1 protein-coding gene is annotated in these 670 nt (G+C 70.4%); it reads left to right on the forward strand.

All coding sequences use genetic code 11. The annotated features are described in order from the left end of the window. Positions 1-298: 298 nt before the first annotated feature. Positions 299-670: molybdopterin-guanine dinucleotide biosynthesis protein MobB (locus FVW20_RS17775; RefSeq protein ID WP_196610624.1), on the forward strand; the 372-nt coding region annotated here is incomplete at its 3' end.

Below are 670 nucleotides of genomic sequence, written 5' to 3' on the forward strand. Positions count from 1 at the left end.
ATCCCTGCCTCCTTGGGCGCGGGGCGGTTTCCCGCCAGCCTCGCGACGGGCGGTGCCGGCAGCCCCGCATGTGGCCACAGGCCATGTGCAGGGTGCCGGGCAGCGCGCAAGGCGGCATCACGCGCCGTCCGTGCGTCCATGTTCCCGTATCGGGAAAGGGGACGCGCGGGCGGCGTTCCTTTTATCAGTCCCGGCTTGTGCCGGAACCGGGCCAACGCTAGGATGACTGCAAAAGGGCGACACGCGGAGCAGCGCGCGGGAGCGTGCCGTGCACCGCACCAGCCATACGGAGGACGCCGTGAAGGCAGTGAGCATCATCGGGTTCAAGAATTCGGGCAAGACCACCTGCACCGCGCTGCTGGCCGACGCGCTGGAGGCGCGCGGCCTGACCGTGGCCGTGGCCAAGCACACCCACCACAATCTGGACAAGGCGGAAACGGACACCGCCCGGCTGATGAAGCCGGGGCGGACGGTCATAGGCATTGCCGAAGGCGAGTGCGCGGTGTTCTGGTCCACCCGGCGGCATCTGGCCGACCTGCTGCCGCTGGTGCGTGCCGATGTGCTGCTGGTGGAGGGCGGCAAGAGCCTGGGCTGGCTGCCGCGCGTGCTGTGCCTGCGCGAGGCGGGCGAGGCCCAGGCCCTGGACAGGGGGCTGGCGCTGACCACCTTC

Source organism: Nitratidesulfovibrio oxamicus, from assembly GCF_015731765.1.
Taxonomy (GTDB): Bacteria; Desulfobacterota; Desulfovibrionia; order Desulfovibrionales; family Desulfovibrionaceae; genus Cupidesulfovibrio; species Cupidesulfovibrio oxamicus.